The organism is Mesorhizobium sp. B3-2-1, from assembly GCF_006439515.1.
GTDB lineage: Bacteria > Pseudomonadota > Alphaproteobacteria > Rhizobiales > Rhizobiaceae > Mesorhizobium.
Genome location: NZ_VFTI01000008.1, coordinates 83,244 through 105,380, shown reverse-complemented (window position 1 = coordinate 105,380; position 22,137 = coordinate 83,244). Strand labels below are relative to the sequence as shown.

General features: G+C 64.9%; 22 protein-coding genes. 4 read left to right on the top strand and 18 right to left on the bottom strand.

What is annotated here, in order from left to right:
• A complete protein-coding gene (gene fliR / locus FJW08_RS10915) occupies nt 1-753 on the bottom strand; it encodes a flagellar biosynthetic protein FliR (protein ID WP_140810541.1) in 753 nt (250 codons plus the stop codon).
• Nucleotides 750-2,837, bottom strand: a complete 2,088-nt coding sequence (gene flhA / locus FJW08_RS10910; protein ID WP_140810540.1) for a flagellar biosynthesis protein FlhA — start codon at nt 2,835-2,837, stop codon at nt 750-752. The genes fliR and flhA overlap by 4 nt, the downstream gene beginning before the upstream one ends.
• Before the next feature lie 115 nt (nt 2,838-2,952).
• Here flhA and FJW08_RS10905 point away from each other — a divergent pair, with 115 nt between their 5' ends.
• Nucleotides 2,953-3,252 (top strand): putative quinol monooxygenase, encoded by a 300-nt coding sequence (locus FJW08_RS10905; RefSeq protein ID WP_140810538.1) that lies wholly within the window; start codon nt 2,953-2,955, stop codon nt 3,250-3,252.
• Nucleotides 3,253-3,293: 41 nt separating this feature from the next.
• On the opposite strand, the gene FJW08_RS10900 is transcribed toward FJW08_RS10905, so the two are convergent.
• Complete coding sequence (locus tag FJW08_RS10900; RefSeq protein WP_140810537.1) at nt 3,294-3,773, bottom strand: MarR family transcriptional regulator; 480 nt, start codon at nt 3,771-3,773, stop codon at nt 3,294-3,296.
• Between the two features lie 62 nt (nt 3,774-3,835).
• Here FJW08_RS10900 and FJW08_RS10895 point away from each other — a divergent pair, with 62 nt between their 5' ends.
• From FJW08_RS10895 to FJW08_RS10885, 3 genes are all read left to right on the top strand, one after another.
• Nucleotides 3,836-4,564, top strand: coding sequence for an NAD(P)-dependent oxidoreductase (locus FJW08_RS10895; protein ID WP_140810536.1), 729 nt, complete (start codon nt 3,836-3,838; stop codon nt 4,562-4,564).
• A gap of 24 nt (nt 4,565-4,588) precedes the next feature.
• Complete coding sequence (locus tag FJW08_RS10890; RefSeq protein ID WP_140810535.1) at nt 4,589-5,101, top strand: cupin domain-containing protein; 513 nt, start codon at nt 4,589-4,591, stop codon at nt 5,099-5,101.
• A gap of 164 nt (nt 5,102-5,265) precedes the next feature.
• Nucleotides 5,266-7,047 (top strand): chloride channel protein, encoded by a 1,782-nt coding sequence (locus FJW08_RS10885; RefSeq protein WP_140810534.1) that lies wholly within the window; start codon nt 5,266-5,268, stop codon nt 7,045-7,047.
• Nucleotides 7,048-7,071: 24 nt separating this feature from the next.
• On the opposite strand, the gene FJW08_RS10880 is transcribed toward FJW08_RS10885, so the two are convergent.
• The 15 genes from FJW08_RS10880 to fliF all read right to left on the bottom strand — a co-directional run bounded on the left by FJW08_RS10880 (nt 7,072) and on the right by fliF (nt 22,058).
• Nucleotides 7,072-8,715, bottom strand: a complete 1,644-nt coding sequence (locus FJW08_RS10880) for an MFS transporter (RefSeq protein WP_140810533.1) — start codon at nt 8,713-8,715, stop codon at nt 7,072-7,074.
• A gap of 183 nt (nt 8,716-8,898) precedes the next feature.
• The gene (fliQ, locus tag FJW08_RS10875) at nt 8,899-9,165 is read right to left on the bottom strand and encodes a flagellar biosynthesis protein FliQ (protein WP_013893193.1); all 267 of its coding nucleotides are present in this window, start codon (nt 9,163-9,165) and stop codon (nt 8,899-8,901) included.
• Nucleotides 9,166-9,178: 13 nt separating this feature from the next.
• Complete coding sequence (flgD, locus tag FJW08_RS10870; protein WP_140755952.1) at nt 9,179-9,586, bottom strand: flagellar hook assembly protein FlgD; 408 nt, start codon at nt 9,584-9,586, stop codon at nt 9,179-9,181.
• Nucleotides 9,586-10,029 (bottom strand): flagellar biosynthesis repressor FlbT, encoded by a 444-nt coding sequence (gene flbT, locus FJW08_RS10865; RefSeq protein WP_140810531.1) that lies wholly within the window; start codon nt 10,027-10,029, stop codon nt 9,586-9,588. The genes flgD and flbT overlap by 1 nt, the downstream gene beginning before the upstream one ends.
• On the bottom strand, nt 10,026-10,373 hold the full coding sequence (gene flaF, locus FJW08_RS10860; RefSeq protein WP_140755948.1) for a flagellar biosynthesis regulator FlaF: 348 nt from the start codon (nt 10,371-10,373) through the stop codon (nt 10,026-10,028). The genes flbT and flaF overlap by 4 nt, the downstream gene beginning before the upstream one ends.
• A gap of 28 nt (nt 10,374-10,401) precedes the next feature.
• The gene (locus FJW08_RS10855) at nt 10,402-11,445 is read right to left on the bottom strand and encodes a flagellar hook-associated family protein (RefSeq protein ID WP_140755946.1); all 1,044 of its coding nucleotides are present in this window, start codon (nt 11,443-11,445) and stop codon (nt 10,402-10,404) included.
• A 3-nt stretch (nt 11,446-11,448) separates the two neighbouring features.
• Nucleotides 11,449-12,900 carry a flagellar hook-associated protein FlgK gene (flgK, locus tag FJW08_RS10850; protein WP_140810530.1) on the bottom strand — a complete coding sequence of 484 codons (1,452 nt, stop codon included), beginning with the start codon at nt 12,898-12,900 and terminating at the stop codon, nt 11,449-11,451.
• Between the two features lie 27 nt (nt 12,901-12,927).
• Nucleotides 12,928-14,187: a flagellar hook protein FlgE gene (locus tag FJW08_RS10845; protein WP_140810529.1), complete on the bottom strand. Its 1,260-nt coding sequence runs from the start codon at nt 14,185-14,187 to the stop codon at nt 12,928-12,930.
• 79 nt (nt 14,188-14,266) lie between these two features.
• Complete coding sequence (locus FJW08_RS10840) at nt 14,267-14,935, bottom strand: response regulator transcription factor (protein ID WP_015315897.1); 669 nt, start codon at nt 14,933-14,935, stop codon at nt 14,267-14,269.
• Nucleotides 14,936-15,157: 222 nt separating this feature from the next.
• Nucleotides 15,158-15,745 carry a transglycosylase SLT domain-containing protein gene (locus FJW08_RS10835; protein ID WP_181178322.1) on the bottom strand — a complete coding sequence of 196 codons (588 nt, stop codon included), beginning with the start codon at nt 15,743-15,745 and terminating at the stop codon, nt 15,158-15,160.
• Nucleotides 15,675-17,042 (bottom strand): flagellar hook-length control protein FliK, encoded by a 1,368-nt coding sequence (locus FJW08_RS10830; protein WP_140810528.1) that lies wholly within the window; start codon nt 17,040-17,042, stop codon nt 15,675-15,677. Before FJW08_RS10830 ends, FJW08_RS10835 begins: the two co-directional genes overlap by 71 nt.
• Nucleotides 17,039-18,412: a chemotaxis protein MotC gene (locus tag FJW08_RS10825; protein WP_140810527.1), complete on the bottom strand. Its 1,374-nt coding sequence runs from the start codon at nt 18,410-18,412 to the stop codon at nt 17,039-17,041. The genes FJW08_RS10830 and FJW08_RS10825 overlap by 4 nt, the downstream gene beginning before the upstream one ends.
• Entirely contained in the window at nt 18,409-19,788 is a 1,380-nt protein-coding gene (locus FJW08_RS10820) for a MotB family protein (RefSeq protein ID WP_140810525.1), read from the bottom strand. The genes FJW08_RS10825 and FJW08_RS10820 overlap by 4 nt, the downstream gene beginning before the upstream one ends.
• Nucleotides 19,785-20,405, bottom strand: a complete 621-nt coding sequence (locus FJW08_RS10815) for a hypothetical protein (protein ID WP_140810524.1) — start codon at nt 20,403-20,405, stop codon at nt 19,785-19,787. The genes FJW08_RS10820 and FJW08_RS10815 overlap by 4 nt, the downstream gene beginning before the upstream one ends.
• Nucleotides 20,406-20,408: 3 nt before the next feature.
• Entirely contained in the window at nt 20,409-22,058 is a 1,650-nt protein-coding gene (gene fliF, locus FJW08_RS10810; protein WP_140810523.1) for a flagellar basal-body MS-ring/collar protein FliF, read from the bottom strand.
• Nucleotides 22,059-22,137 lie beyond the last annotated feature (79 nt).

Sequence of the window (22,137 nt, the reverse complement as noted above, 5' to 3'; positions counted from 1 at the left end):
TCACCTCGCCAGCGTGAGGTCGACGAAGCCGTCGACGAACAGCGACAGCATGGTGCCGATGGCGAAATAGAAGATCAGCATGCCGCCGGCGATGACGAAGGGCTGGGAGATGAAGTAGATCGGGATCTGCGGGGTCAGCTTGTTGACGAAGCCGATCGTCAGGTTGACGAGAATGGCATAGGCGACGAACGGGCTGCCGAGGCGGATGACCAGGAAGAACGTGTCCGACACGGTGTCGGTGACGTCGACCAGCGCTGCCTGCGGGTTGAAGAAGACGTTGACCGGCGCGACCGTGTAGGACGTCACCAGGGCGCGGACGATCTCGTGATCGAAGTCGAAGACGAACAGCATCAGCAGCGCCGAGAACGAAATGATGGCGGCAAGCGCCGCCTGCGGTTCCGGCTCCTCGATCGCCGGTCCGCCGGAGCCGCCATAGCCGATCAGCATGGCAATGGCCGAGCCCATGAAGCGAAGCGATTCCATGTAGAGCCTGGTCATGGCACCGATCAGTCCGCCGACCAGCAGCTCCGAGACGATCATCGGCACCAGGATCTGCGGGCGCGGATCGACGAAGGGAAAGATCTTGTCCCACAGGAAGGCGAGCAGGCCGCCGGTCGCGGCGACCGCGACGAACAGCCTGACCTGAACCGGGATGCGGGCGCTGGACAGGCCCGGCATCAGCATGAAACAGGCACCGATGCGGCAGAAGGCGAGAAACGCCGCGATGACGACGGCCTGCGAGAGAACGCTCACGATATGGTCCCGAGCACCCTGATCTCGACGCCCTTGGCGATTTCGACATGGGAGAGCACCGGCAGCGTGGTGAACAGGCGCTCGATGATCATGCGCACATAGGGGCGGGCGTCGGGCGCCGTGACCAGCACGAAGCGCTCGCCGGCTTCCAGATGTTTCTTGATCGCCTTGGTGGCGTCCTGGCCGAACTCCTCGAGCTGGCGCGGATCGATGTCGAACTCGCGCACCTCGCCCTTGGCGTCGCGCTTGAGGCTCTGGTGGAAGGCGAGGTCCCAGCGGTTGCCGAGGCGCAGCACCTTGAGCACGCCGCCTTCCGAGAGGTCGCCGCAGATCTGCTGGGCCATGCGGATGCGCACATGTTCGACGATCTGCTCGGTGCGGCGCACATGCGGCGCGATCTCGGCGATGGCCTCGATGATGAGGTGCAGATTGCGGATCGAGACGCGTTCGGCAAGCAAAAGCTTCAGCACCGCCTGCAAGCCAGGATAGGAGATGTGGGTGGTGCAGATCTCGTCGGCGAGCTTGCGGTATTCCTGGTCCTGGCGTTCGAGCAGCGCCTTCATGTCCTTGTAGGACAGGAGCTGCGGCAGGTTGTTGCGGATGACTTCCGAGAGATGCGTGAGCAGCACCGACATGTTGTCGGCGAAGGTGAAGTTCTCGCGCTTCAAATCCTCGGCGAAGGTTTCCATGACGGAGTAGGCGCGCATGCCGAAGGCGGGCTCGCGGATTTCCTCGCCGGGGATTTCGGGTATGTCGCGGCTGCCGAGCAGCACCATGATCTCGCCGACGCGCATCGAATATTCGGCGACCACGGTGCCATGCACCTTGATCTGATAACTTTTCGGCGGGATGGCGAAGTCGTCGGCGACACGGACTTCAGGAACGACGAAGCCGTATTGCTGGGCGAATTTCTTGCGCATCTTGGACATGCGGAAGACCAGTTCCTGATGCGAGACCAGGAGCCGGGTCGAAAGCTGCTTGCCGATCAGGAGTTCGATCTCGGCGGTGGCGAGCGAGGCCTTGACCGAATTCTTTTCTTCCTCGGCCTTGGTCGCCTTCTCCTGGCTCTTCAGTGCCTCGGCCTCGGCGACGGCCCGGTTGTGGCGCATCGGAATGACATAGCCGAGGCCGGCCATGCCGGCGGCGAGCGCGAAGAACGGGAACAGCGGCAGGCCGGGCATCAGGCCGAGCAGCACCAGCAGTGCGGCCGCCACGTAGAGCGCGCGCGGATGGGCACCGAGCTGACCGAACACGGCCTGGTTGGTCGAACCGCGCGTGCCGCCCTTGGAGACCAGGAGGCCGGCGGCGAGCGAGACTATCAGCGCCGGGATCTGGGTGACCAGACCGTCGCCGACCGACAGCTTGATGAACACGTCGGCGGCCTCGCCCATGCCCATGCCGTGCCTGATGTAGCCGATGGCGATGCCGCCGACGATGTTGATGGCGGTGATGATGAGGCCGGCGATGGCGTCGCCGCGCACGAATTTCGAGGCGCCGTCCATCGAGCCGAAGAAGGAGGATTCCTCTTCCAGTTCGCGGCGGCGCAACTGCGCGGTCTTGTCGTCGATCATCCCGGCGGAGAGGTCGGCGTCGATCGACATCTGCTTGCCGGGAATGGCGTCGAGGGTGAAGCGCGCGCCGACTTCGGCGATACGGGTGGCGCCCTTGGTGATGACGATGAAATTCACCACGATCAGGATCATGAAGACGATGAGGCCGATGACGAAGTCGCTGGCCATCACCAGCTTGGAGAAGCCGGCGATGACATAGCCGGCGGCGTGCGTGCCCTCATTGCCATGCGACAGGATCATGCGCGTGGTGGCGATGTTGAGCGACAGACGCAGCATGGTGGCGATGAGCAGCACGGTCGGGAACGAGGAGAAATCGAGCGGCCGCTGGATCCACAGCGCCACCATCAGGATCAGCACCGAAAGCGCGATCGAGAAGGCGAGGCCGATGTCGATGAGGAAAGCCGGGATCGGCAGGAACAGCACGGCCAGGATGATGACGATGCCGAGCGCGAAGAAGATATCGCGGCCGTTCTTGGCCACCGCGCCGGGCTGGATGCTTTCGCTGATCGCCATTCTCGTCCTCGAACCCATGGGCTGCCGAGCATGCGACAGCCCGGCGAGCGTAGCTGGCCAAGCTTGCGCGAGGGTGGGAGAGTGGCCGGATCGACTCTCTCGCGAAGGACAATCCATGCTGCTGATCATCGGTACGATCCGACTGCCGCCCGACAGGCTCGACGAGGCAAGGCCGGTGATGGAACGCATGGTTCGCGCCAGCCGCGCCGAGGACGGCTGCCTTGAATATTCCTATGCGCAGGATGTGCTTGATCCCGGCTTGATCCGGGTCACCGAGGCATGGCGCGACAGGACAGCGCTCGATGCGCATTTCCGCTCGCCGCATATCGCCGACTGGCGTGCGACCTGGCCGGAGCTCGGCATCGGCGAGCGCAATCTCGTGCTCCACGAGGCCGGCGAAGCCATGCCGACCTGAGCGGTCCGGCGCCCCGATCCTTGCCGGCCGCCAGCAAGCAATCAGGTCCCGGCGGTGTCGGCGGTGGCAACGCCGACCAGCCACCGCCTGACCGCCCGTTCCTCCGCCGCCGACAGGCCGTCGGCCAATTGCCTCTCGATCGCATGCACCCGGTCCCGGCATCGCCGCAGCAGCGCCTCTCCGCTGGCGCTGAGCTCGATATGCTGGATGCGGCCATGAACAGCGTGCGGCTTGCGCACCAGCGAACCGGCCCGCTCCAGATTGGTGACGATGACACTGAGCGTTTGCGGGGTGAGCAGCGCCAGCCGGGCAAGATCGGCGTTGGAGAGGCCTGGATAGGCCGCCAGCATGGTCAAAGTGACGAATTGCGGCTGGGTCACGCCGAGGTCGGCCAGCGCCCGGTCGACTCTCAGCCGATGCGCGCCGGCCGCCTGCCGCAGGAGATAGCCGAGATAACCTTCCTCGCCGCGTTTGCCTTGGCCCGGAGCTGGAACCGACGGAGGCTGATTTGGCTTGCGCATGATGTAAGAGCTCTTATATGTTATTCGAACCCTGATATTAAAGCAGAGCAAGGACGAAGACGATGGCCTATCGGATTTTTCTCGCCGGCGCCTCCGGCGCCATCGGGCAGCGGCTGGTCCCGCAACTCCTGGCCGCTGGCCATCAGGTGACGGGCACCACGCGCAATACCGACAAGGCCGCCAGATTGGAGGCCCTTGGCGTCGAGCCGGCGGTTGTGGATGTATTCGATGCCGAAGCACTGATGCAGGCGATGCTTGCTGCCCGACCCGACATCGTCGTCCACCAGTTGACCGACCTGCCGGCGGGCCTGGACCCGAGCCGCATGGCCGAGGCTGTCGTGCGTAACGCCCGCATTCGCGACGAGGGCACAGGCAATCTGGTCGCCGCGGCCGCCGCCGCTGGCGTCAGGCGCATGGTCGCGCAAAGCATCGCCTGGGCCTATGCATCAGGTCCCGAGCCGCATGCCGAGGCCGATCCCCTGGATGGCGGCGCGAGCGGCAATCGCGGCATCAGCGTCGGCGGGGTCATCGCGCTCGAAACGGCCGTCCTCGACGCACCATTCGCCGGCATCGTCCTGCGGTATGGCCAGCTCTATGGCCCGGGAACGGGAGCGAATACGGCTGCCGGCGCGTCGCCGCTGCATGTCGATGCGGCCGCCCATGCGGCGCTGCTCGCGTTGGACAATGGCGCGCCCGGCATCTTCAACGTTGCCGAACCCAACGGGGCCGTCTCGACGCGAAAGGCGGCCGAGGAGCTCGGCTGGCGCGCCGATTTCCGCTTGCCCGCCTGAACCAATCCGCTCGGAGACGTCGACATGATCAGCAATCTAGCCCGTTTGCGCACTGGCCAGTCCCTGATCGCTATCAGTGCCGTCGCCGTTCTGTTCGCGCTGGCGGCGAAATGGACCGGTCCGGGTTTGACGGGTGTGCTGCCGGTTGGCATGGAAACGCGTATGAACATGGAAGGCGCTGCCGAGGGCAGCCCCGCCGCCGCGCGGCCCAAGACGGTCGTCACGCCTGTCTCCTGCGAAAGGCTGCCTAACGTGCCCGGCAAGTCGATCACCACGGTCGTCGTCGCATTTCCTCCAAATGCCTATACGTCCCAACACCGGCATCCGGGCTCGGACAGCGCTTTTGTGCTCAAGGGCACGCTGCGTTCGCAACTGGCGGGCGGCCCCGTCGGCACCTATACGGAGGGACAAACCTGGTTCGAGCCACCCGGAGCGATCCATCTCTTCGCCGAGAATGCCAGCACCACCGAGCCGGCCGAACTGCTGGCGACCTTTGTTGCCGACGACGATTGCGGCCCGCTGACGATACCGGACTGACCGCATGACGCTGGTGGCTTTCCGCTCCCAGGGCGAGAAAAGCCGGATCGGGCGGTATCGCGGCCATATTGGCGCCTTTGATGTCGGCATTGTGGTTGTCACGACGTGCCGCCCGGCGTATCAGGCGGGTCTTCCTTTGCCTTTGATATCGGCGAGCCGTCCCGGTGCTTTCCAGAAACCAACCCCAAGTCTACGCCCGCCGGTTGCGCGCGGTGCTTTTGAGGTCAGTCCCTCTCCTGGAGGCGCGCGGCATCGCCGTGGTCATCATGGCGGGCGTTGTCGGCGTCATGGCCGGCATACTGGTTACCTCGATGAGCCAGATTGTGCAGGACCTGCACGGGCTGCTGTTCGGTGTCCAGCCCGGCGGGCGGCTGTCGGGCATGTTCTCGCTTGGCAATCCAGTGCAGGCGCTGATCCCCGCGATCGGCGGCATCCTGCTCGGGATATCGGTGGTCTGGCTGAGGCTTCGGAAATTCCGCACGCCGGTCGACCCGATCGAGGCCAACGCGCTCTATGGCGGGCGCATGTCGCTGACCGACACCTTCATCATCGTCGTGCAGACGATGATTTCCAGCGGCTTCGGCGCCTCCGTCGGCCTGGAGGCCGGCTATACGCAGGTCGGCTCCGGTGTCGCCTCGCGGCTGGCGCGCGCCTTCCGGTTGCGCCGCAACGATGTCCGCATCCTGGTCGGCTGTGGCGCCGCCGGCGCCATATCAGCCGCCTTCGATGCGCCGCTGACCGGCGCCTTCTACGGTTTCGAGCTGGTCATCGGCATCTACTCGGTCGCCAATGTCGCGCCTGTCATGACGGCCGCGGTCTCGGCGTCGCTGACGGCGGAAGTATTCGGCGGCGTACCGTTCCCGCTCGAGCTTTCAGGGTTGCCGCAACTCACAGCCAGCCAATATGTGCCATTCCTTCTGCTCGGCCTGCTCGGCGGCGCGGCCTCAATCGCCATCATGCAACTGGTGACGCTGATCGAGCGCGGTTTCAACAGGCTTTCGATCGATGCCTCGCTGCGGCCCGTCATCGGCGGTGTCCTAGTCGGCCTCCTCGGCCTGATCACGCCGCAGGTCCTGTCCAGCGGCCACGGCGCGCTGCACCGCGAGTTCGCCATGAATTACGGGCTGGCGGTGGTGGCCAGCGTCTTCGTGCTGAAGCTGGCGGCGTCGGCCATCTCTCTGGGCTCGGGTTTTCGCGGCGGACTGTTCTTCGCCTCGCTGTTCCTCGGCGCGCTGCTCGGCAAGGCGTTCGCCGGTGTCATGGCGCTCGTCTCGCCGGCGACCGGCATCGACCCCTCGGTCGCCGCCGTCGTCGGCATGACGTCGCTTGCCGTCGGTGTCGTCGGCGGTCCGCTGACCATGACCTTCCTGGCGCTGGAATCGACCCGCGACCTGACGCTCACCGGCGTGGTGCTGGCCGCTTCGATCATGGCGGCGATTCTGGTGCGCGAAACCTTCGGCTATTCGTTCTCTACCTGGCGCTTCCACCTGCGCGGCGAGACGATCCGCAGCGCCCACGATGTCGGCTGGATGCGCAGCCTGACCGTCGGCTCGATGATGCGCGAGGACATCAAGACCATCGAGGCGTCGACCACGCTGGCCGCCTTCCGCAAGGAGTTCCCGCTGGGGTCGGCCCAGCGCGTGATCGCCGTCGACCCGGGAGACGAATATGTCGGCATGCTGATCGTGGCCGAACTGCACAGCGATCCTTCCGGGGGCGAGGTGCCAGTGCGCGATCTTGCCCAGTACAAGGATGCCGTCCTGGTGCCCAGCATGAACGTGCAGACTGCCGCTGAGACGTTCCAGCGCGCCGGGGCCGAGGAACTGGCCGTGGTCGAGGACTTCGCCGACCACATCGTGCTCGGGCTTCTGACCGAGGGCCATTTGATGCGGCGCTATGCCGAGGAACTCGAAAAGGCGCGGCGAGACCTGTCGGGCGAGGGATAGGCGCGCCTGCGGTTTCCGAACTCGTCAGTGCTCGATCGGTCCCTTGGCAGGCACCAATGCCGTGCCGGCGGTTGTCGGGCGTTCGATCACGCGTCGCACGCGCGGCGGCTCATCGCCTGAGTGCAGCGCCCGCAAGCGTTCGCCGACAATGGCGTCGGCATGGGTGATGCGGCCGTTGTGCCTGACATATTCGAGCCAGGTCGGCGTGTGGTAATGCTCGATCCAGATCGACGGATTTTCGAGATCGCGCGCCAGCGTCCAGTTGCGGGCACCGTCACGGCGGCGGATGCGGCCACGTTCGGCCATGGTGGCGAGGAATTCCGCCTCGTCCTCGTGCCGGATCACATATTCGATCATGATGGCGATCGGGCCGCTGCGCGGCTTGAGGTCGAGGGCGAGATGCGGTTCCTTGAAGCGATTGAGCGGGTCGAGGTTGAGCACCTGCTGTTGCGGCAGCGGCAGCACGAGGCCGACGGCGCCGCCGGCGAGCATGGCGATGGCCGCGGCGATCAGCGCCGTCTCGGCACCATGCGCATCGGCGACGACACCCCAGATCCAGCTGCCCAGCGCGATGCCGCCGAAGGTGGCGGTCTGGTAGACCGAGAGAACCCGGCCGACCACCCAACGCGGCGTTGCCATCTGCACCGTCACGTTGAAATGGGATAGCGCGATCACCCAGCAGGCACCGCCGACCAGCAGGCCGAGCGACGTCTGCCAGGCATGCTGGCTGATGGCGGCGTTGAAGGCGCAGGCAGCGAAACCAGCGAAGGCGCAGCGCACCATCGTCTCGCTGGAGAGCAACTGCCGCAGCCGCACGCTGATCAGCGCGCCGCCGACCGCGCCGATGCCGAAGGCGCCCAGCATGATGCCGTAGGTCAGCGCGTCGCCCCTGACGACGTCGCGGGCCACCAGCGGCAGCAGCGCCAGCACCGCGCCGGCGCTGAAGCCAAAGGCCGCGCCCCTGACCAGCACCTTGCCGATGTTGGGCGACATGGCGACGTAGCGCAGGCCCGCGCCCATGGCGGCTCCCAATGACTCGCGCGGCAGGGCCGAGACCGGTACATCCGGCTTCCAGCGTGCCAGCACGACGATGAGGCCGACATAGCTCACCGCGTTCGCCGCGAAGGCGGCGGCCGCACCGGCAGCCGCGACGATGATGCCGCCGATGGCCGGGCCGACGCTGCGGGTCAGGTTGAAGCCCATGGAATTCAGCGCCACGGCGGCGGGCACCTTGTTGCGCGGAACGATGTCGCCGACGGAGGCCTGCCATGACGGGCTGTTGAGCGCCGTGCCGCTGTCGATCAGGAAGGTGAAGGCCAGCAGCGTCCACGGCGTGATCAGGTCCAAATAGGTGAAGGCGGTCAGAAGCGCCGAAACGACCAGCATGAATGTCTGGGCGACCAGCATCACCTTGCGGCGGTCGAAACTGTCGGCGATGGCGCCGGCGACAAGCGCGAATAGCATGATCGGCAAGGTGGTCGAGGCCTGGACCAGGGCGACCTGATACGGCGAGGTGGCGATGGTGGTCATCATCCAGGCGGCGCCGACACCCTGGATCAAGCCGCCGAAATTGGAGACGAGGCTTGCGCCCCACACGGCGCGGAAGATGCCATGCCGGAACGGCGCCAGCGCCGAGACGCTTTCGCTATCCGGCTTTTCGTCAATCATGGGCGGTTCCTGCCACGGCGCGCTGATCCTTGCGGTGATCCGTTTCCCCGCATGATTTGCCGAAACTATGGCATCGCGGCGCAAAGGGCGAATGCCTTGCGGGGAAGATCATGGTCCAACAAGGGGATAGCGAAGGGCCACACGCCTGTGCCGGAAGGCGCCGAGCATCCTTTCTGGAATCGCTCAGAAACCGTTCTGGATGCGCTCGAAGATGACATTGGTGAAGGCCGATATCTGGCCGCCGATGAACGGGCCCGTAAGCGCCACCACCAGCATGATGGCGACGATCTTGGGCACGAAGGTCAAGGTGATTTCCTGGACCTGTGTCAATGCCTGGATCAAGGCGATGCCGATGCCGACGGCCATTGCGACCAGCACCACCGGCGCGGATGCCGTCAGCACCGTCCACACCGCGTACTGGACGATATCGAGTGCGTCGGCCTCGTTCATGTTGGCGGTCGGCCTAGCTCGCCGGCTTGATCGATACGCCCGCGCCGACGGGGACCGTGGTGCCATCCTGCAGCACTGCGATCAGGCCGTTGCTGCCAAGCGTCACCGACGCCACCGTGCCCGTGGTCTTACCATCGGCCGAGGTGATGTTGCGGCCTATGAGAGCGTCGGCCTGCGACAGCGCCGACGACTGCATGATCTGGTCGAGCTTGGTGTTGGTCTGCACCGACTGCTCGACCTGCGAGAAGGTGGCGAGCTGGGCGACGTACTGCGTCGAATCCATCGGCTTGGTCGGATCCTGGTTCTTCATCTCGGCGATCAGAAGTTTCAGGAACGAGTTATAGTCGACAGCGGTCTTGGCGGTCTGCGTGGTGGTCTGGTTGGCGCCAACCGGTACCGTCGTCGTCATATCTACGGTCATTAGTATCGTGCTCCTACGGCCAGCTGGCGCGCGGCGCCCGGAATATCGTCATTGCCGCCAAGCGCGCGGCGTTCGAGAGGATAAAGCGAACGGATCGCCTTCAAGGCCTCGTAGATGTGATCCTCGCCGACCATGCGGTCGACCTGTTTCAGCGCGCTGCCGATCTCGGCGTCTTCGAAACTTGCAATAAGCAGCGGCAGCGAGCGGCGGAACATCTCGCGGGCTTCATCGGCACCAGCGGGGTTCATCAGCATGACCTGCACGATGAAATAGAGCTGCCGCAATGGCGTCGACGCCTCGTCGGCCTGGATCACATGGCTTTCGAGCAGGAACTGCACGTCGTTCATCAGCTCGACGGTGACCTTGCGGTCGACACGGATGACGGCGCCGTTGATGTAGATCTTCTCGTTGGGCTTCAGCGAGATCTTCAGCGTGTTGGTCATTGAATGCCGTCGCGGATGATCTGGGACACTTCGATCAGCCCCTCGAAATTGTCGGTGCGGCCCTGGCGGATGTCCTCGGCCTCGCGCAACAGCCACAGGCCGATGGAAATCAGGTTGGCGCGCAATTCCTTTGGGAGTGCGTTGTCGCTGGAGCCAAGATCCTCGACGAAGGTGGTCCAGACGCGATTGGTGAAATGCAGCGCCTCCACGGCCTCCATCGAAGCCTGACCGGCCGCGGCGGCGGCCGACAGCATGTCGATCGAGCGGGTCAGCAGCTCCCGTTCGCGGTCCTTGGCGTCCGCGACGGAGGTGCTCTGAACGTCGGCGTAGGAGAATTGGTACATTGTTGGCTCTACCGTTCCGCTAGAGGTGTCAGGTCAGGTAATTCAACAGGCTGAGCTGCTGCAGGCGCGCCGTCAGAGCGAAAGACGTCTCGATATGCTGCGTCAGGTCGGCGACGCGGGTCGCTGCTTCCGCCGGATCGACTGCTTCGAGATCCAGAATGTGCCGTTCGAACAGGTCGATCTGCGTCTTCATACGGTCGCTGGCGTCGGAGACGCGCTTCTGGACGATGCCGGTCTGGGATTGCACCTGCGCGATGCCGCTCAGCGCCTCGCCGACCAGTTTCTGCGAATGGTCGACGATGCTGTCCTTCGCCGCCTGGCTGATATTGGTGGACATCAGGCTGGAGACCAAGGCGGCCGCCATGGCAAGCTTCCTGATGCCGTCGCTGTTGGCGCCGGTCGAGGTCTCGGTGGTTTCGTTGAGCGCGATGCGGCTGACGATCTGCTGGTCGGTCGCGTTCGACATGTTGGTCTGCCAGCCCGCGCCGAGGAACTGCGGCGTGACATCGTTGGTGATGAAATCATCCATCTGGGCCGCGGTGATGTTGGCCGCGGCCGGGTCATTGGGCGTGAAGCCGAACTTGGCGACGAAGGAGGCGTCAAAGGCGGCCTTGGCGGGAGAGCCGGCGGCCGTGAAATCGTTGATGGGCTTGACGTCGGTGTTTGTGCCGGCGAACAGATATTCGCCGTTGACGCTGGTGTTGAGGATCGACGTAAGCTGCTGGATGGTTGTCTGGCCGGTCGATTGGGTCAGGCTGTCGGTGTTGTCGCCCGACGATGCGGTGGTCAGGCTGGACAGGAAAGTCTGCGCGACGTTGGAGAGTTGGCCGAGCGAGGTCTGGGTCGATGAGAGCCGGGCGGCCACCAGTCCGTTGGAATCGACAATGACGTTGAGCCGGTCGAGGTCGCGCGAAAAGGTGACGGACTGTGCGGTACGCCCACCAAGTGCCAGACCGACGTCGGCGACCTTGCCGGTCGAGGACTCCTTCGTGGCTTTGACGAGATCGGCCTGCATGCGCATCTGCTGATAGCGCATGGCATTCGTAAGGGCAGCAGAGGAGACAAAGGTCATGGCTTATCCCACCGCGTTCAACAGAGCCGTCATCATGTCGTCGACGGTCTTCATCATGCGGGCGGATGCCTGATAGGTGTGCTCGAGGTCGAGCATCAGCGACATCTCCTGATCGACATTGACTCCGGTTGCGTTGGACAAGGCATCGGCACTGCGCTGTGCCAGGGCTTCCTTGGCGTCGGCTGCGGTCGAAGCCTGCTGGCGAACACCCTGCAACCAGCCAATCGAATTGGCGGCGTAGTCGGCAACGCTGGAGGTTGCCGAGATCCCGGCCGAGGGATCGAACGTCATCGGCTTGTCGAGCTGGTCGCCATAGGCGACCAGAAGGTTGGAGTATGAGGCCCCGCCAGTGTTGACGACATAGGCGGCGCCGTTGGCGCCGCCGTCACGCAGCAATGTCGGGTTGCCGCCAGTGCTGGGATCCATCGCTGCGTTGATCTTGATCGTTCCAGCAAGGCCATCGACGAGCGTGCCCGCGGCTGGCACTGCCGGTGCGCCCGACCAGGTGAACAGGCCCGCCGCGTTGGGCATCGACGGTGCGGTTTCGGCAAAGGCGGTGATAAGGCCGCGGGCGGTTTCGTCGAGCTGGCTCTGCATGGTCGAGGCGACGCCGTCGCGCAATTGCAGCAGGCCGGCAATCGTGCCGCTGGCGGTGGTGTTGCCGCCGCTGCCCGCCGAGACCGGTACGTTGTCGATGTAGACCGCGTTGCCGGCCGCACCCGCGGCATAGCCCGTAGATGGGGCGAAGCTGACGGCGCGTGGGATCGTCTCGAACAACGTCGTGCCGTCACCCGTGGTGATGACCATGTCGTTGTCGCCACGCGTGAAGGTCGATACCGGAATGTAATTGGCGATCTTCTTCAATAATGCGTCGCGTTGGTCGAGCGCATCGGAAACGTCGGTGCCGGAACGGGTTCCGGACATGACCGCCGTGTTGGCGTCCTGGAACTGGTTGAGCAGCGAGTTGAGATCCTTGACGGCGGTATCGATCTGGCCGTCGGTCTGGGTACGAAAATCCTGAATGGCCTTGGAGCCCTCATTCAGGGACCGCACGACCTGTTTGGCCGCGTCGATGACGCTCGAGCCAAGATTCTGGTTGGACGGCGAGGTGGCGTATAGCTGCAGCGCCTGCTGCAGGTTGGCGATGGCGGTCGAAGGTGAGGAGGCGTTGTCGACGCCATTCACTGAAACGTCGAGCTGGTCCATGCCGCCGTAGAGCGCGTTCTGGCCGGCGTAGGCGGACAGAGCGCCGAGGTTCTGGCGAAACAGCAGGTCGTTGGCTGCACGCTGGACATCAACCGAACGCGCGCCGGGCGTCGTGCTGGTGACCAGCGCGATGCGGCGCGAATAGTTCGGATTGTCGGCGTCTGCCACGTTGCGCGTGACGACGCTTGTCTGCCGCGAGGTGGCCAGAAGCGCCGATTGGGCGATGCTCAGTGCGGAGGAAAGCGACATGCTGGTCTTTCACGGGCGGAGCCCGGTTTATCTCTTCAGGTTGACGAGGACGTCCATCAGATCGGACCCGGTCTGGAAGACTTTGGAATTGGCGGTGTAACTGCGCTGAGCCGCGATCATGTCGGTCAATTCCTCCGCGATATCGACGTTGGAATTTTCGAGTGCGCCGGAAATGATCGAACCAAGCTTGCCTTCGTTGGCAAAACCGACACGGATCGCACCGGAGTCGGTGCCTTGGGCGTAGACATTGCCAGGCAGCGCCTTGAGCTGGTCGGGGCTCTGCACGTCGGCCAGCGGAATCTTGTAGAGCGGCTTGGAGGTGCCGTCCTTGTACTGGGCGTAGATGGTGCCGTCCTTGCTGATCTGCACCTTGTCGATGGTGCTCGGCGCGTTGCCGTTGACCTGTGCGTCGGAGACGGTGAAGCCGGTGCCGAGCTGGGTCAGCTTCGACAGATCGAGGTCGAGGCTGGCGCCGCCCGGTACTGTGAATGAAACGTCGGTCGGGGTGCCGGTGAGCTTGCCGGTCGTGGTATCGAAGGTCAGGTTGGCCGTGCCCAGGGCACCGCCGGCAGCGTAGGGGAAGCCAGTTCCGGCCGTCGCCTTCGATTGGTCGAAGACCGCCACCTCCCAGGTGCCGGCACCGGTATTGGTGAAATAGACGTCGAGCAGCTTCTTGTTGCCGAGATTGTCATAGGCGACCATCGACGATTTCGAAGTGTACTGCGCGCCCGCCGAGTTCGTGCTGGGCAGGTTGCCGGCGGCGACCGGCGTCGCACCTGCCGGCAGATTGCCGCTGAAATTACCCTGGGTGCTCGGCGTCGCGGTCAGTCCCTGGTCGGAGATGACAACCGGCTCGAGACCTTCGAAGCCGTTGACCGTCGCCGCCGGCGTGCCGTTGGCATAGCTGTAGGCCATCAGCTGGAAACCGGCGGCATTGACCAGCCGGCCCTGGGCATCGGGAACGAAGGCGCCGGCGCGGGTCAGGAAAGGCGTGCCGCTCGGGTCCTGGACCACAAAGAAGCCATCGCCGCTGACGGCAAGGTCGGAGACCGAGGTCGTGTATTGAAGCACGCCCGGATCGCTCACCGCCTGGCGGATCGTCGTGGTGACGCCGCCGGAATTATAGGCGCCGCCGGTCGACGGCATGATCAGCGTCGAAAATTCGGCCGAAGACCGCTTGTAGCCGGTGGTGTCGGAGTTGGCGATGTTGTCGGCCGTCGTCGACAGGCGGTTTGCCTGGGCATTCATGCCGGAAACGCCGGTCCGCATCATTCCGTAGAGGCTCATCGAGATGTCTCCGCAATATCCATGCCGCTGGCTTCGAGGCTACGCGTCCTGTCTTGCGCGAGGCTGGCGCGGTGCCGCATCAGAACACGAGCCGGTAGCCGAGGAAGCGCTTGGAATCGATCGGGTCAGTGCCCAGCTTCTCGCGCAGTTTCTTGCGCAACTTGCTGATGTGGCTTTCCACCACGTTCTCCTCGACCTCTTCGTCGAAGATGCCGTAGATGGCGTTGAACACCTGGGTCTTGGTGACGCGGCGGCCGCGATTGCTCGCCAGATATTCCAGGATACGGCGCTCGCGGCGCGGCAAGGGCAGCGGCTGGCCGTCGATCTCGGGATCGCGGCCGTCCATGAAGATGCGCATGGCCCCGATCTCGGTGTAGGCGACGTCCTCGCTGGCGCGTCTGCGGATGGCGGTGATGCGGGCCAGGATTTCGCGGATGTGCACCGGCTTGCGGATGACATCGTCGACGCCGCTCTCGAACAACCGCAGCGTGTTTTCCAGCGAATGCTGCTCGCTGAGCGCAATGACCGGAGCTCCGGTGCGGTCGCGGATCTGGCGCGGCGAGATCGCGCCGTCACGGCAGTCGCCGATCAGGAAGGCCCGGACCGAACGCAGATCGGTGTCGGCGGCCGAGTTGACCCACTCGCCGAATTCGCCCGGCGCGAAACCGGCGCAGGCGATCCCCTCGCGGTCGAAAAGTGAATTATAGCCCTCTGTCACGAGCTCTCGCTCGTCAACGATAACGATCATCGGCCCCGCCTCCGAATCAGCACATCTGCCCCGTGGGGAAAGGCGTATCCGCTGGCGGGAATCCTGAACAACCATCATTTCTTGTAACTAGTTTCTTGGGAGTCTGGAATCGCATCGGTTGCATTAGCATGCCGCCAGATATGCTTACCGGTCCAACTCGTGACGAAGTCGTACTACCCGCTTCGTGTCAGGGGATCGATGTATTAGCAGGAGAAAATGCGCTTAGGGGTTGCAGAAGGCGCGGGCGTTCGCGGTCCATTTGCCAAAGCCGGTGGCCACCATGTTGGCGATCACCCTGCAGACATAGACCTTCTGCGCCGGATCGTTGTCGGGACCGGCATGATAGCGGGCGACGGCCATCGACCACGTCTCGTGGCGGGCATGGAGGCTGGCCAGGAAGCGGGCCGCGTAGTCGACGTTCTGGCGTGGGTCGAGCATGTCCTCGACGCTGCGGAAATGCGAGGCATGGTAGTGATGGTTGATCTGCATGCAGCCGAGATCGATCAGCGTCTTACCCTCGCGCTGGGCGTTGGCGAAGGCGGCAAGGGCTTCGGTCCGGCTTGTCGGGAAGACTGCTTTCCCCTCTATATTCAATGCGTTGGGCTGAAGACTGCCTTTGTTGCCGGTTTCCGTCAACCCGACGGCATAGAGGATACCGGCGGGCACGCCATAGCGGTCGGCGGCACGCAGGATCTCGGGTTCGCAAGGATTGGTGGCGGCGCCAGCGCTGCTCGCGAGGCTAGATAAAGATATCGCCGCCAGCGCGCTCGCGAGAAGGCGAAGCGGCGCGGCCGTGTGCTTGCGCTTCATGATGGTTACCCCTTGCGGATTGCTGACCCGACTGCTGGCCGCCGGCTCCGCTATTGCCGCCGCCGGAATTTCCAGGCTGGAAGGATGATGGATCGCGGCCCGGTGCAGCGCTGACGGAGGCGATTGTATCCGTCCGGGTTGCAGAGGGAGCTGCTACCGAAGGTTGCAGGATGGTGACCTTATCAACCTCGAAGCCCAGTCCGCGCAGCGACTTGCCGATCGCCTCGCTGTCGCTGGAAAGCCGGCGATAGGCATCGTGTGTTTCGGGCTTCAATTCAATCGACAGTTGTTCTCCAGAGAGCCGAAGATGGGCGGTGACCATACCCAGTTCGGCCGGGTGAAGTTCGATCTTCAACACATGTGTCGGAACGGCAACAGAGGCCGTCAGTTGAGCGGTCGCGGAAGCCGTGGAAAGCGGCTGGTTCGGGCCGCCATCGGCTGAAATGGCGCCGATCACGTTGAGGGCTGCCTGGCTCATCGGCGCCTGCGGCGGCGCGGGAAAGCTGCGTTCGGAAACCACGTCGATGCGTGCCGCCGCCGACTGTTGTCTTCCCGGCTCGGACCGCAATGAGGACTGAAGGTCGGCGATGGATTTCAGCTGCGGCGGCGCGTGTTCCGTCTTCACGCCCGGCACCTCCGCGGGCGCCTCGGGCAGGGGGCCGGCCGCGATGGTATTGTCGTGTTTCGGCGCGACGGGGGTGTCGCGGACGAACTGACCGTCGAGTTTGGTCAACGGTCCGTCGACGAGCGATACCCGCTCAGGCTTGGATATGGGTTCGAGACCGTCAGCGGCGGATTTCTGCCGATAGGCCTTCGGCGGAAGCTGTCCAACGACAGCCGCGCCCTGTCCTGCTTCGCTCGGGTCGGCCGATTTGGCCGATGTCGAGAAATGGCGCAGGTCATGAAACGCCATCAGCAGCGACAGATGCTCGTCGAGCGCCGTCGCGCCCGGTTCGGCGACCGGCGCGTCGGCATCGGCATCCTTGTCCGCCCTGGCGTCCTTGCCGTCCTTCATGGATTTCGCGGCAGACGATCCGCTTGGCGTGGTCCTTGTCTTGCCCGTGGGCATCGGCTCGTCCTTACCTTCCTTTGCAGCAAGGTCCGCAGCAAGTCTGCTCCAACGCGGATCGCGAGAGCCTGCCTCGGCCGGTGGCTGCTTTTCCGAATGAGTAGGGTTCGCACCGCCGTGCACCATCTCGCCGAAGCTGGCGTCGTCCTTCTTTCCAGACGCGGCCGGCTGCTCGGCCGTGCGCGCGGCGGTAAATCCTGGCAGGGCCGGGCCGAGGCTGGGGGTCATTTCGGGGCGGCTCCAAGCATCTGGTCGATCAGGTCTAGCTGTCGACGGGTTTTCGTCATGGCGGCGTCGGTCGGGTCTGTGGTGTCGGCGCTGGCCGAGGTCGCCGGTGCAGATGCCGGCAGGACGGTTGCCGCGTCGGTTGCGGGCGTGGGTGCGCTCGGCGCAGCCGCTGCCGCTTCCAGGGATGGCGCGACGGCCGGCTGTTCGGAGACGGCGCCCTCGACAGGCGGCAATCCGGCGGCATCGGTGGGCGACGCGGCCGCAATCTCGGGTTCGGGCGATGGCGCGACCGGGGCGGGCGCCGGATCTGCGGCCGGAGGGGAGGCAGGCGGCGCCACCACTTCGCCGGCGATGGTCTGGGCCGCGTCGAGCAAGGCGCGGTCGCCATCCGACAATTTGCTGCGGTCGATCTTGCCCAGTTTGGCGCGCACATCCTCGATGGTATCGGAGGTCACCGTGGACAGGCTGGAATAGAGCAGGGCGCGCGGATCGCCCTGGTTGGTGTTGCCGTCGCGACCCTGTTCGGCCCGTGTCGAGGCGAAGGCCGACAAGTCGGTCATGCCGTCAATCGCGGCGCGGCGAGCGATGCGCAGATAGATCACCTTCTCGCGCTCGGGATCCATCATAGAGGTGATGTCGGCGAGCTTGTCCTGGCTGATCGACATATGCAGTGCGATGACGCCGGAGACGAAGGAGTCGGCGAACTGGCTTGCATAGGGCGAATAGAGATAGCGCTCGACATATTGGGTGGAGGCAAGCGCGAACCGTGCCGCGTCGCCTTGCGTCACGGCAATGCCGACCGAGCGCCGCAAAGCCGCCTCCTCGACCAGAGTGCCGGGGCTGAGCAGCCTGGCATCATCGAGCAGCGTGAGCGCAAGCGCCGGCTGGTCCGTGGCAAGCAGCGACCCTTTGACCAAGGCGAGGAACGCGCCGAGATCGCCTGGCAGGGCCATCGGGTCGATCGGCCTCAGGGCTTCGATCGCCTCGCCGGGCCGGCCGTTCAGATAGTCGATCACACCCTTGGCTATGGCAAGGTTCCGCGGATCGGAGGCGGCGCGCGATACGGCCGCCTCGACGGTCACCGGATTGCCGCCGCTCATGCCGTAGACCAGGAGCGCGCGAAAATTCCTGGGATCCTTGAAATCGTCGGCATCCGCCGCGCGCAAGCGCGCATCGGTCATCTCGAGCAGCTTGGCCTGCATCGGCATCGCGGCGTGGTCGCCGGCCGCGATGCGGTCCTGGACAAGCTGCAACGAACGTACCAGCTGATAAGGCTGCAGCGTATCCTGGGCGAGGCCCGCCGACGGATACGCCGCGGCCAGCAGCAGCAACAGGCCTGTCAGGCGGCTGGTCAGCGCCGCCCGCTTCATCCGCCGGTCGCCATCAGGATTTCGATGCGGCGGTTGGCCGCCGACATTGGGTCTGCCGGATCCTTGGGCTGGCGATCCGCGAAGCCGGCAACCTCGGTGATGCGGCGTTCATCGACACCGCCACGCACGAGCATGTAGTAGGCGGAGTGCGCGCGCGCCGTCGACAGCCGCCAATTGTCGTAGCTGGCGCTGCGGAAAGGTCGCGCATCGGTGTGGCCGTTGATGCTGATGGTGCCTTTCTGGCCGTTGACGATGCGGCCGATCTTTTCCATCGCCAACACCAGTTCACGGCTCGGCACCGCCGACCCGACCTCGAACATGCCGAAGTCGAGCTGATCGGTGATGGAGATGACGACACCCTTGTCGGTGGCTTCGACCGAGACACCGTCATGCAGCTTGTCACCGGGCTTGAAGGCATCGGCGAGCTGCTGCTTGACGTTGGCTGCCGCCTTCACAGCGGCGGCGGTCGGAGCCTTGTCCGCCGCCTCGGGTTTTGTGGTCTCCTGCTTCGCGACGGCCGTGCCAGCCTTGGCCGTATCCGCGGCCTTGTCGTCTCCAGCGTCGGCGTTGCCGGCCTTGGCATCGCCAGTCTTGGCATCGCCGGTCTTGACCATTGTCGCGGCGGCGTCCTTGCCATCCCCGGCCAGGGGCTCGAGCGGTGCGTCCTTGATGGGTGGTGCCGGCGGCACGGCCTTGACCTTGGCGACCTGTGTCTCGGCCGCCTTGTCGCCGGACTTGAGCGGATCGCCCTCGATCCGGGGACGCTGGGCGCTGGCCTCGGCGCCCGGCACGGCGACCTGCTGCGACCAGAAGTCAGGCTCGAAGGGATCGCGGTAGGACGCGCCGCCCGAGGCGCCCGTCGCCGGGCCGGAATTCTGCGCGCCGCCATCGCCTTTCTGGCTGACATTTTGCATGACGCCGGTGTCAGTGGCAATCTCGGAGAGCACCGCATAAGGGTCGGCGAACAGATGATCGTCTGACTGTTGGGACTGCTCTGGCTCTTGCTTGTCCTGCTTGCGATCAGATGAACCCGCCTCACCATTGCCGCCCTGATCGGCCTTGTCTTTCGCCTGTTGCGGGTTTTGCGCCGTCGTGCCGATCGCGTGCGGCCCGTCGCCAAGGTCCTCCAGACCTTTGCGGCTCGAATTGCGGTCGACCAGCTTGACGGGGTTGAAGTAGCTGGCGACGGCCGCCTTGGTCTGTTCGTTGGCGGCATTGATCAGCCACATGACCAGGAAGAAGCACATCATGGCGGTCATGAAGTCGGCGAAGGCGATCTTCCAGACGCCGCCATGGTGACCTTCGTCGTGGTCGTCATGCCCGCGCCGCACGATGATGATCTCGTGCCTACCATGATCGGCATCGGCGACGCTCATGACAACACCTCGGAAAGTGCTGCCGACCATTCGGCCATGCGCGTCTCGAACACGGCTTCGTCGATGGTGACCGTCAGGTCGAAGCCGGGCGCCTCGATGAAGTCGAGATTTTCGGCGCGCGGCCGAAGCGATGCCTTCAGCGTTTCGAACAGCGGGAGCGGCCCGCGGACGGCGATGCGCACGGCTTCGCCATCTCCAACGGCGTCGCGGACCGCGCCGGCGAGCGCTTCAAGCGAGCGCTTCCGCAGATCATCGCTGACAACGCCGCCGATGATGCGGGCGACCGTGGCGCCGACAAGATCCGTCACGCGCGCCTCCATGGCGTCGAGCCGCGACGACACCGCCTTGCCGACATCGCCACCGAAGCTGTCGAGAAAGGCCTTCGCTTCCTCGACATTTGCCTGGCGTTCCGCTTCCAGCGCTGCCTCATGGGCCGCGGCAAGCCGTTCGCCGAGCGTTGCCTCCGCCTGGGCAACCGCTTCGGCGATCAGCGTACCGATATCGGCCGGCGGTGCAGCCGCGTCGGGCTTTTGCTCGGCGGCGGCCTGGGGCTGGCGGGCACGTTGCGCGCGGGTGCCGAAATCCGGGAGAAGATCGAAGAGGGCTGCTGAGGGCATGGTCTAGGCCGCGACTTCCTGGGCCGCCCATTTGCGCAGGATCTGCGCGGTGCGTTCCTCGTTGATGTCGACCATGCGGGCAAGCCGCTCCTGCGGGGCCGGCCTGATCTTCTGGCGCAGATCGTCGAGCGGGGTGGCGCCGGCACGGGTGCCGGGCAGGGCACCGATGGCGGCACCCGCATCGGCGGAAGCGGCTGCCTCCGGCGTCGGCAGAGAGCGCTGGACTTCATCGAAATTGGGGCCTGCTATGGCGGGCGTCGCCTTTGCCGTCAACGCGGCCGCCATCGGCCGCAAGCCGAAGAAGGCGACCAGGAACACCACGACGATGAAGGCGCCGGCATTGATCAGCGTGCCGGCATGCTGGCCGATGGAATCGAGCATTCCCGCCTGGGGCACCGCCTCGCCGTCCAGCCCGTCTATGAACTCGACGGCCGAGACGTCGATGACGTCGCCGCGCTTGTCGTCGAAGCCGGTGGCGGAGCTCACCATCTTCTGGATGTCGGCGACACGCTTGGCGATCTGTTCCGGTGTCGCGTCCTTGCCCAGGATCGTCTTCAGCCGGTCCTGGTTAACGACGACGGCGATCGACATCTTGGTCACGGTATAGCCGTTGGAGACGGTGGCTATCTTCTTGGAGTTGATCTCGTAGTTGGTGATCTCTTCCTTGCGGTCGTTCGCCGACGAGGTTTGCGGGCCCTCGGTCGCGGTAGCCTGGGTCTCCGGCAGATTCTGCTCGACACTGGCGGGGGTCGAAGCCTGTTTCTGGTTGCTGTTCTCATTGGCGCGCACCGACTGCACGGAGCGTTCGACGCGGGAATTCGGATCGAAGATGGTCTCCTCCGTTTGACGGGTGTCCGTGTTGACATCGGCCTTGACGCTGGCACGGAAATTGTCGGGACCGAGATAGGGCGTCAGCGCGCGGCGGATGTTGTCGCCGATCTGCGCTTCGACGGTCTGCTCGACGCCGAGCGTGCGGGCGGCACTGGTGTTGGAGGGATCATCGCCCGCGGCCAAGAGGTTGCCGTTGGAATCGAGCACCGTCACCTTGTCGGCCGACAGGCCGGGGACGGCGGCGGCGACGAGGTGGCGGATCGACATGGCGCTTTTCTCCGCGTCGATGCCGGCGTAACGGATGACGACCGAGGCGGAAGGCTGTTGTTCGTCACGGCGGAAATTGGCGCGCTCGGACATGACGATGTGGACGCGTGCCGCCTTGATGCCTGCTATGGACTGGATGGTGCGGGCGATCTCGCCTTCGAGCGCACGCACGCGGGTGATCTGCTGCATGAAGGAGGTGAGGCCCATCGCACCGACATTGTCGAACAGCTCGTAGCCGGCATTGGCGCTGGTCGGCAGGCCCTTCTCGGCAAGCAGCATGCGTGCCTGCGCCGTGGTCCCGGCCGGCACCAGCACGGAGGTTCCGTCGGCGCCGACGTCGAAGCCGATGCCGGCCTCGCCCAGCACCAGGCCGATCTGGTTCACGTCGGAGCGGTCGAGTCCGACATAGAGCGTGTCGTAGGCCGGTCGGTTGAGGTAGACCGAGGCAATGCCGATGACACCCATCACCAGGACGGCGATGCCCGCCAGCATGGCCAGGCGCCTGACGCCAAAGCCGCGGAGATTCGAGATGATGCTCTGGATCTGTTCCGGCACGATTGAGCGACTCCCAGCATGACTGTCCGCCGGAACACTAGCCCTCGAAGCTTGTGCGAAAATGAAATCGGGCCGCGCT